This window comes from Lentisphaerota bacterium (assembly GCA_016873675.1).
GTDB lineage: Bacteria > Verrucomicrobiota > Kiritimatiellia > RFP12 > JAAYNR01 > VGWG01.
Window position 1 is genome coordinate 1 of the sequence record VGWG01000104.1, and the last position, 9,054, is coordinate 9,054.

Here is a 9,054-nt window from a genome sequence, read left to right on the forward strand (position 1 = left end):
GCTAGCGCCCCGGCCGACGCGGCAGCGGTGGCGCGGGACGTATCGGACCGCGCAGACGGTGTGAGCGGTCTCGTAGATCCCGCTCTACCCGCTCACGCGCCGACCGGTGCGGTAGCGGCGGGCGATCGCAGGTCAGTGAAACGGGGATGCGCCCCGCCGCGCGCGTTCCCTTTCATTCCGCTTGACCCGCCCACCCGTTATCTGTACCCTTTTTGACATGGCGGGGTGGGTTTCGCCCGTCTGCGCCGGGTTGAGTTGGGGAAGGCCCGTCCCTAGGCAAGCTGGGTTGAGTTGGGGAAGGCCCGTCCCTAGGCAGGCTGAATGAGAACACGCTCGTCAAAGTTCTGTCCGAAGTGCGGGGACTACTGGTTCCCACTGGCTGATTATGTCCCCAAACCTTTCCACGCACCCGTATGCCGAAGATGTAATGTCCCCGTAGAGCCAACTGGTTTTACTGTGGCGCTCATGGCACTCTGTTTTCCCTTCATTATTGCCTTCATTTTTGGTATGTGGCCGCAAGGCGATCAAGGTCAGATCTTTGGCACAATGGGGATTCTCTTACTGTGGACTCTGCCTTTTATTCAATGGGCGAGACAGATCAGGGCTCGAAGGCGATTTCGGAAGCATCAAGGCGAACAATGCGTCTCACCCAAAAACCTTTCGCATTCGGCTCAGAGTGTGGATGGCCGCTAGTTTTTGACGAGGGCCTACAGAAAGAGGCGCTTGATCGGGTTGGTTCGAAAGTCGGATAATCAATCGCTAGAGCGGGAGACACGCCATGAACGAGACGTCAGGTGGAAAACGGAGCCGGGGAAAGTCAGGGTGTCTCATTCCGTTGGTCGTGTCGGCCGTCGGCTTGGTGGTTCTGATGCTGATCGCACTCCGCCCGCCCGTGGATGACGCTGTCGCGCAAGCACGTGCCATCGATCTCAAGAATCGTGGCCGCGGGGTTTGGGCCGCCATCCTTATCGCCAACAACGAACGCGAAGCGCAGGGGTTGCCGCCGGTCTGGCCGGACGATGTGCAGTATGGCAACCCGCCTCAGCCCATGCAGTGGCAGTCGGCCGCGCAGTACTTCCGCTACCTGATGTCAGCGAAAAATTACACCGGCGACCCACGGCAGGCCGTGCCCGTAAATGTCCCTGAAGAACGGATCGTGCCCGATCTCAATCCGGACATGCTGTCCGGTGCCGGCGTGCCAAATGCGCCTACGGTGGAGGAGTTCAGCGATCGGTACTGCGCCTGGCATGTGGCGCGGGTGGGGCAAAACACACGGATGATCGTGCCGTTTCTGATCAGCAAGAACGTGCATCTACAGGGGGGCAGTCTCGAACTTCACGGCGATGGCGAAACGCTCATGACGCTGGACCGTACGCCGCCCTTCGGCCGCAAGCGCGTCGTCTGGATCACGCTGGGAGGAGGCTGCTTCGACGCCCGGGCCAAGTACATCTCCGAATCCCGGTTCTTCGGCTACGACGAGCGGGATTACGCCTACTCCGGCACGACGAACCGTATCGACGTGATTCCGTGTCGGCAGAGGTGAATGGCCCGCCAGCCAACAAGTAGGGTCCACAGGGACGGGCCTTCTGATTGTCTCTTCGAGAATGATGACGGAAGGAGAAAATGATGACGCTAGGAGAGGCAATCAAGGTCACGGCGGTGATGGCAACGTTGATCGGTGTGCCGTCCTTGATGGTCGCCGGCGTTATCCGCGGCATCCTGCGCCGCCGGCGTGAACGTCGGGAATTGAGCCAACGTATCCAGGACGCCATCAAGAAGATCACCGCGGATGGAAAGGTCGAAGGTCCGAAAGGAGCGTACAAGCCGATGCGGTGGGCAAGAAGGTGGGTTGACTACGCCAACTCCTTGCCGATGCCCCGACGTCGGTACGAGATGAGCGGAGGCGAGTTGCCCCGAATCGAGAGACGGGGCAAATAAGAGGGACTCGGGGTGGAGCGGGGGTAGGCCCGTCCCGAATGGCGCCCCGCCGCGCACCGCGCGCTGGCGGCTGGTACCTCGCGCCGATGACGCGCCCCGCCGCAGGGTCATAGACGGGCACATTCCCGTTTCGGCGCTTTCCTGGGAGCGCGGGCGTCCCGCCCACCCTGGAGTTTGTCCCTTGACCAGACACAAACACCCTGCGACAATGACGGCCGTCTCATCGAGCCGGTCAGCCGAATACTGAGTCAATCATCGGAGAGGATGCGTGATGCCGCAAGGATCGCAGATCAACGTTCAGACGGATGTGATCGTTCAGATCATGGAGCGGACGGGGCTGCGCATCTCAGAATACGACACGTCTTTTCTCTGGAAGACGATCAGCGAGCGGCTTGCGGAAACCGGCATCCAGACCATGGACGCCTATGGCGAATGCCTGGCGGAAAACCGGGCTGAAGCCGAGGTGCTCGTCCAATCCCTGCGCATTCACCACAGCGAGTTCTTTCGTAATCCGCTCACCTTTGCCCTGCTTGAGCAGCATATTCTGCCTGCGCTGAGCACCTCGACCCAGCAGGCGGCCGGACGGAGCGAAATCCGCGTCTGGTCGGTTGGCTGCGCCACCGGGCAGGAAGTCTGGTCCATTGCCATGCTGCTGGCGGATCTGGCCGTCGCACGGGAACGGCCGCAACCGTTCCGGATCATCGCCACCGATGTTTCTGCGGCCGCGCTTGCTGAGGCCCGGCGGGGGGTGTACGACTCCAGTGCGGTTCAGAATGTCCGGTTGAAACACTTGCTGGCCCATTTTTCCGCAGCAGGCGAAACCTACGTCGTCGCGCCCCGGCTTCACGCGCACGTGGATTTTTCCATCCACGACCTGCTGGATGAGCGCTCGGCGTGTCCGCAGGCCAGCCTCTACGGTAACTTCGACCTGATTTTCTGTTGCAACGTGCTGTTCTATTACCGGGCGGACATCCGGCAGCGGATGCTGGACAAGCTTGGCCGCGCCCTCGCCCCCGGCGGCTACCTTGTGGCCGACGAGGTGGAACGGGAGTTTGTCGCCAACCATCACGGGCTGCACGCCGTCGCGCCACCGACGGCGGTTTTCAGAAAGGCGGCAGGATACTATGAAACTGAATGACCATACGATCGGCGCGCAACTGAGCCTCGGCCTGGGCGTCATTCTGCTTTTCGTTGTCGTAATCGGCGTCAGCGCCTGGATCCAGACGAACGAATTCCACCTTCAGACCCGGGAACTCTACGATCATTCGCTCATCGTCAGTCGGGCCCTGGGCCGACTGGAGGCTGATGTCGAGAGCATGTCGTTGCACGTGCGCGACCTGTTCCTGGCCCAGGACCACCCACAATTCGAGGCATCCAGGCAGATGCTGGAAATCAAAAATAGCGAAGCCGGGCAGCTATTTCCCATTCTGTATGACCGGCACCTCGGGCCGCGCAAGGATATCGCTACCCTTGAGGAGGCGTTCCTGCGTTGGAAGGTTCTGCGCGACGAGACCATCCGGATGCTTCAGGCGGGAAAGACCGCCGAAGCCGAGGCCCGCATCCGGCCCGGCGGGGTCCAAGCCGTTCAGGGGGAGATCGTCAGAAGTCGGCTTCAGAAGGTCAACAACATCGCCCTCTACAAAGCCGATGAATTCTACGATGCGGCGACGGCGCAGACCGTCCTCATCCACCGGCAACTCATCGGACTCGTCACCGTCATTCTACTGCTGTTCGGAATCATTGCCCGGCGGTTGCTCTCGGGCGTCAAGGGCCCGCTCGCCGCCCTCACCACGGCAACGACCGCGTTCCGACAGGGCACGCTTGACGCGCGCTGCGGCTATGCCTCGGCCAACGAGTTCGGCACGCTGGCGGCATCGTTCAACGCGCTGGCGGACCAGATCGAGACCGAAATGAAGATCCGCACACAAGCGGCCGAGCTCGCCGACGTCATGCTCAGGAATGATGACGCGCATGCGTTCTGCCGCGAACTGCTCAAGACGCTGCTTCAGCATACCGGTTCGCAGATGGGCGCGGTGTATTTTCTGAATGACGCCAAAACCACCTTCCATCTTTTCGATTCCATCGGTCTGGGGGCTTGCGGGCGCGCCACCTTTTCCGCCGCAGAGCTGGAGGGCGAACTCGGAGCCGCCCTGGCCTCACACCGGATTGAGCACATCGTCAACATTCCGGCGGAGACCCGCTTTTCCTTGGCCACAGCGAACGGGGATCTTCGGCCGCGGGCAATCCTGACCATCCCCGTGCTGACCGAACATACGGTCTCGGCGGTGGTCTCCCTGGCCAGCGTCCAGGCCTACGAGGCGACAGCCCTCCGGCTGGTGAACGACGTGTGGCGGATGCTGACCGTCCGCGTCAACGGCGTGTTGACGTTCCGAGCAACCCAGGAACTCGCCAGGCGGCTCGACCAGCAGAACCACGAGCTGGATGCGCAGAAACGGGAGCTCTTGGCGCAGGCGGCCGAGTTGACGAGGCAGAATGCCGAGCTGGACATGCAGAAGCGCCAACTGGACGAGTCCAACCGGTTGAAGAGCGCCTTTCTCTCCAACATGAGCCACGAGTTGCGCACCCCGCTCAATTCGGTGATCGCCCTGTCGGGCGTGCTCCACCGCCGGCTCGCCGACGCCATTCCCGCAGAGGAATACGGCTACATCGAAATCATCGAGCGCAACGGCAAGAACCTGCTCGCGCTGATCAACGCCATACTCGATCTCTCGCGCATCGAGGCGGGCCACACGGAGGTCAGCGTCGGCCGCTGCTCCGTCCGCGAACTGGTCTGCGAACTGGTCGAGATGCTGGCGCAGCAGGCGATCAACAAGAATATCGCGCTGCTCAATCACGTGCCCGGCGACCTGCCGGTGATCACCTCCGATACCGACAAGCTGCGGCACATCCTGCAAAATCTCGTCGGCAACGCCCTCAAATTTACCGAGCGGGGACAGGTCGCCATCAGCGCTGCAGTGCGGCATTCGGAGATGCGGATTGACGTGTCCGACACCGGCATCGGCATTGAGGCCGACCAGATCCCTCACCTCTTTGAGGCCTTCCGCCAAGCCGATAACAGCGCCTCGCGGAAATATGGAGGCGCAGGACTGGGCTTGGCCATCGCGAAGGAACACGCCCAGTTGATCGGCGGCCGCATCACGGTGGAAAGCGCGCCGGGCCAGGGCTCCGTCTTTACCCTCTGGCTGCCGCTGGAATGTCCCGCCGATGGCACCCGAATCTGGCCGGACACGGCCGCCCGGACGGAGGCGGTCGAACGCATTTCTCTCGCGCCCCCCGCAGGCTCTGCGCCGATTCCCGGACAGGGTCAGCGTATTCTGGTGGTGGAAGACAATGAATCCGCCATCCTTCAGTTGACCGATCTTTTGACATCCGAGGGCTATCAGGTACTGGTGGCCCGCACGGGCCAGTTGGCGCTCGATCAGATCGCGCTAGCCCCCCCTGCCGCCATGATTCTCGACCTGATGATGCCGGATGTGGACGGGTTCCAGGTGCTCAAAGCGGTTCGCGAAAAGGAGCAGACCGCGCACCTGCCGGTTCTCATCCTGACGGCCAAGCACGTGACCCGCGAGGAGCTGAGTTTCCTCACCAGCAACCATGTCCAGCAACTGATAACCAAGGGCGACATCAATAAAGCCGGTTTGCTGTCGGCCGTGGCCCGGATGGTTGCGGCGCCTCCCGCGGCACCGGTCCTGACATCGCGCCGCCGCCGTCCCGCGCGCCCCGGCAAACCCATGGTCCTGCTCGTCGAGGACAATCGGGACAACCTGTGTACGGCCAGAGCGCTGCTCGAAGATCGCTACCAGATCATCGAGGCGCTGGACGGCAGGGAGGGCCTTGAACAGGCGCGCACGCACCGGCCGGATGTCATTCTCATGGATGTCTCGCTGCCGGTGATGGATGGCCTGGAGGCGCTGGCGGCCATCCGGGCCGACGAGTCGCTGCGCCACACCCCGGTGATCGCCGCCACCGCCAGCGCGATGAAAGGCGACCGGGAGACGATTCTGGCCCACGGGTTCGACGGCTATATCTCCAAACCACTGGACGCTGAGCTCTTGAAAAAAATGCTTGATGACGCGCTTGATTACGAGGTCCACCATGGATAAACCCCGTCTTAAAATACTGGCCATTGACGATCAAGCCGACAATCTGACGACGCTGCGGGCGGTCATGAAGGACTCCCTGCCCGCATGCACGCTGTTGACCGCTTTGAGCGGTTCCCGCGGCATCGAACTGGCCCTGGCCGAAGACCCGGACGTCATTCTGCTCGATATCGTCATCCCCGACATGGATGGGTACGAGATCTGCCGCCGTTTGAAGGCCGACGAACGGATGCGTTCGATTCCGGTCGTCTTCCTGACCGCGCTGAGAACCGACCGCGCCAGCCGAATCAAGGCGCTGGAGAGCGGCGCTGAGGGCTTTCTGGCCAAACCACTGAATGAGCAGGAACTGGTCGCCGAGGTCTACGCCATGGCCCAAATCAAGGCCGCCACGCTCAGGCTTAGGGATGAAAAAGAGCGGCTGGCCGTTCTGGTCTCGGAGCGCACGAAAGCCCTCCAGCAGAGCCAGCTTTCCCTGCTGCACACGCTGAACGATTTGCGCACGGAGAACGAAGCGCACAAGCATACGGAGAACGTGCTGCGGGACAGCGAGCGGCTGCTCCGGGAGTCGCAGAACATCGCCAGTCTGGGCAGCTATGTTCTGGATCTGCCTACCGGCGTGTGGACGAGTTCGTCCACACTGGACGAGGTATTCGGAATCGACCGGAACTACGCGCACACCATCGCGGGATGGACAGACCTGATACACCCCGACGACCGCACCATGATGGTTGACTACTTTGAAAAAGAAGTGTTGGGCAAAGGCCTCCCATTCGACCGGGACTATCGCATCATCCGGCTTGACGACCAGTCTGAGCGCTGGGTGCATGGCCTGGGGAGACTGGAGTTCGATGCTCATGGGAAACCCACGAGAATGCTCGGCACGATCCAGGACATCACCACGCAGAAGCGGACGACGGAAGCCCATGCCCGTCTCGCGATGGCGGTCGGGCAGGCGGATGAGGCGATTGTCATCACGGAACCGGACGGCACCATTGTCTATGTGAATCCGGCCTTTGAAAAAATTACCGGATACTCCCCCGAGGAGGCTGTCGGTCAGAATTCGCGCATCCTCAAAAGCGGCGAACACGATGCGGAGTTCTACCGTCAGATGTGGGCCACGCTGACCGCCGGTCGCGTGTGGAGGGGCCACCTCATCAACAGACGGAAAGACGGCGTGCTCTTTGAGGAGGATGCCACCATCTCGCCCGTGCTTGACGCCACGAGCAAGCTCGTCAACTATGTCGCCACCAAACGCGATGTTACGAACGAGGCCGCACTTGAAAATCAACTGCGCCAGGCCCAGAAGATGGAGGCGATCGGCCATCTGGCGGGCGGCGTGGCGCACGATTTTAACAACATGCTCCAGAGCGTCATGGGGTTTGCCGAGCTGGCGCTGGGACGGGTGCCTCCGGACCACCCGGTTCGTGAAGATCTTGAGGAGATTCTGCGCGGCGCGCGGCGCGCGGCCGATCTGACCAAGCAGTTGCTGACCTTCGCCCGGAAACAGACCATCACGCCACGCGTGCTGGACCTCAACGATGCGATCTCCACATCGCTCAAGATGCTGCGGCACCTGGTTGGCGAAAACATCAACCTGACCTGGTTGCCGGGCGGCGCCCTGTGGCCGGTCAAGATGGATCCCAGCCAGATTGACCAATTGCTTGCCAACCTCTGCATCAATGCCCGGGACGCCATCACCGGTGCTGGCACGATCACCATTGAAACCGTTAATCAATCGATCGACGAGGCCTATTGCTTTCGGCAGCCTAACGCCGTTCCTGGAGACTATGTCCTATGCAGGGTCAGCGACGACGGCTGCGGCATGGAGAAGGATGTTCAGGCTCATATCTTCGAGCCGTTCTTCACCACCAAGAGCGCGGGCGAAGGCACGGGCCTGGGGCTGGCCATGGTGTACGGCATCGTCAAACAGAACCGGGGATTCATCAACGTCTACAGCGAAACGGGCCAGGGAACGACCTTCCGCATCTACCTGCCGCGTCTCGGGAGCGATGCCACCGACAAGGCGAAGAAAACGGCCGCCCCGGCCAGTCTCGGGGGCACCGAAACGATTCTTTTGGTCGATGACGAAATAGGCGTGCGGACCATTGTGACGCTGCTGCTCAAGCATTTCGGTTACACCGTGCTGACGGCCGACGGCCCGGAAGTCGCGCTCCACATGGCGGCGCAGCATGCTGGCCCCATCCATCTGCTGCTCACCGATATCGCCATGCCCGGCATGAACGGCCGGGACCTGGCCCTGAAGCTGGTCGAGACGCGCCCCGCCACGAAGGTGCTCTTCATCTCCGGCTACGCCGCCACCGCCATCGCCAAGAACGAACTCAGCGATGCCGTCAGCGCATTCCTCTCCAAACCGTTCACACGCGACGAGCTTGCCCGCAAAGTGCGCGATGTGCTCGACGCCAAACCGACACACCCCTCGTCACCCGTTGCTCCACGATGATCGTGGACTATTTTTTGCGCCCGTAGCTCAATTGGACAGAGCTCCTGACTTCGGATCAGGAGGTTGCAGGTTCAAATCCTGCCGGGCGCACCACTTAAAAACCCTTGTTTTATTAGGCTTCTTGCCACTTTTTGGCCTTTTACCCCCTATTTTCCGCCTCTCCTCCTGGTCCCCGAAAACCCCTGTTTTACACCTTTTTTTGGTCACAAGTTACATCACTTTTACATCACCCCCCCCTTCGGCATGTTCGGGGTTCGGTCAATCGGGAGCACGGAATGATTAAAACCGGTATCCGCTCACCGGTCAAGCCGCCCGTAAGGAGTGGTCTTGCCATCGCCAAGCTGCCGGATGTGAATGGCCCGTTCTGAAGGGCGCTCAATCACGCCCGGAAGAATGGGCCGGGGGACCGTAAGCGTCTCACCAACCGCATGTCTGCCGGGCGGCGAGGACCGGGTCAACCAGCGGGAAGAGTTGATGCCTGGCGCACCCATCGTTCGGGAATGAGCGATGAGATTTGGCCGGTCGTCATCAGCG

General features: G+C 61.4%; 5 protein-coding genes and 1 tRNA gene. All 6 read left to right on the top strand.

Annotation, left to right across the window (positions count from 1 at the left end):
• Nucleotides 1-778: 778 nt before the first annotated feature.
• The 6 genes from FJ222_10595 (at nt 779) to FJ222_10620 (ending at nt 8,613) form a co-directional block, all read left to right on the top strand.
• Nucleotides 779-1,543: a hypothetical protein gene (locus FJ222_10595; protein ID MBM4164870.1), complete on the top strand. Its 765-nt coding sequence runs from the start codon at nt 779-781 to the stop codon at nt 1,541-1,543.
• Nucleotides 1,544-1,623: 80 nt separating this feature from the next.
• Nucleotides 1,624-1,938, top strand: a complete 315-nt coding sequence (locus tag FJ222_10600; GenBank protein ID MBM4164871.1) for a hypothetical protein — start codon at nt 1,624-1,626, stop codon at nt 1,936-1,938.
• Between the two features lie 271 nt (nt 1,939-2,209).
• Nucleotides 2,210-3,076, top strand: coding sequence for a protein-glutamate O-methyltransferase CheR (locus FJ222_10605; GenBank protein ID MBM4164872.1), 867 nt, complete (start codon nt 2,210-2,212; stop codon nt 3,074-3,076).
• Nucleotides 3,063-6,062, top strand: a complete 3,000-nt coding sequence (locus FJ222_10610; GenBank protein ID MBM4164873.1) for a response regulator — start codon at nt 3,063-3,065, stop codon at nt 6,060-6,062. Before FJ222_10605 ends, FJ222_10610 begins: the two co-directional genes overlap by 14 nt.
• Entirely contained in the window at nt 6,028-8,520 is a 2,493-nt protein-coding gene (locus FJ222_10615) for a response regulator (GenBank protein MBM4164874.1), read from the top strand. Before FJ222_10610 ends, FJ222_10615 begins: the two co-directional genes overlap by 35 nt.
• A 16-nt stretch (nt 8,521-8,536) precedes the next feature.
• A tRNA-Arg gene (locus FJ222_10620) sits at nt 8,537-8,613 on the top strand.
• Nucleotides 8,614-9,054: the final 441 nt, after the last annotated feature.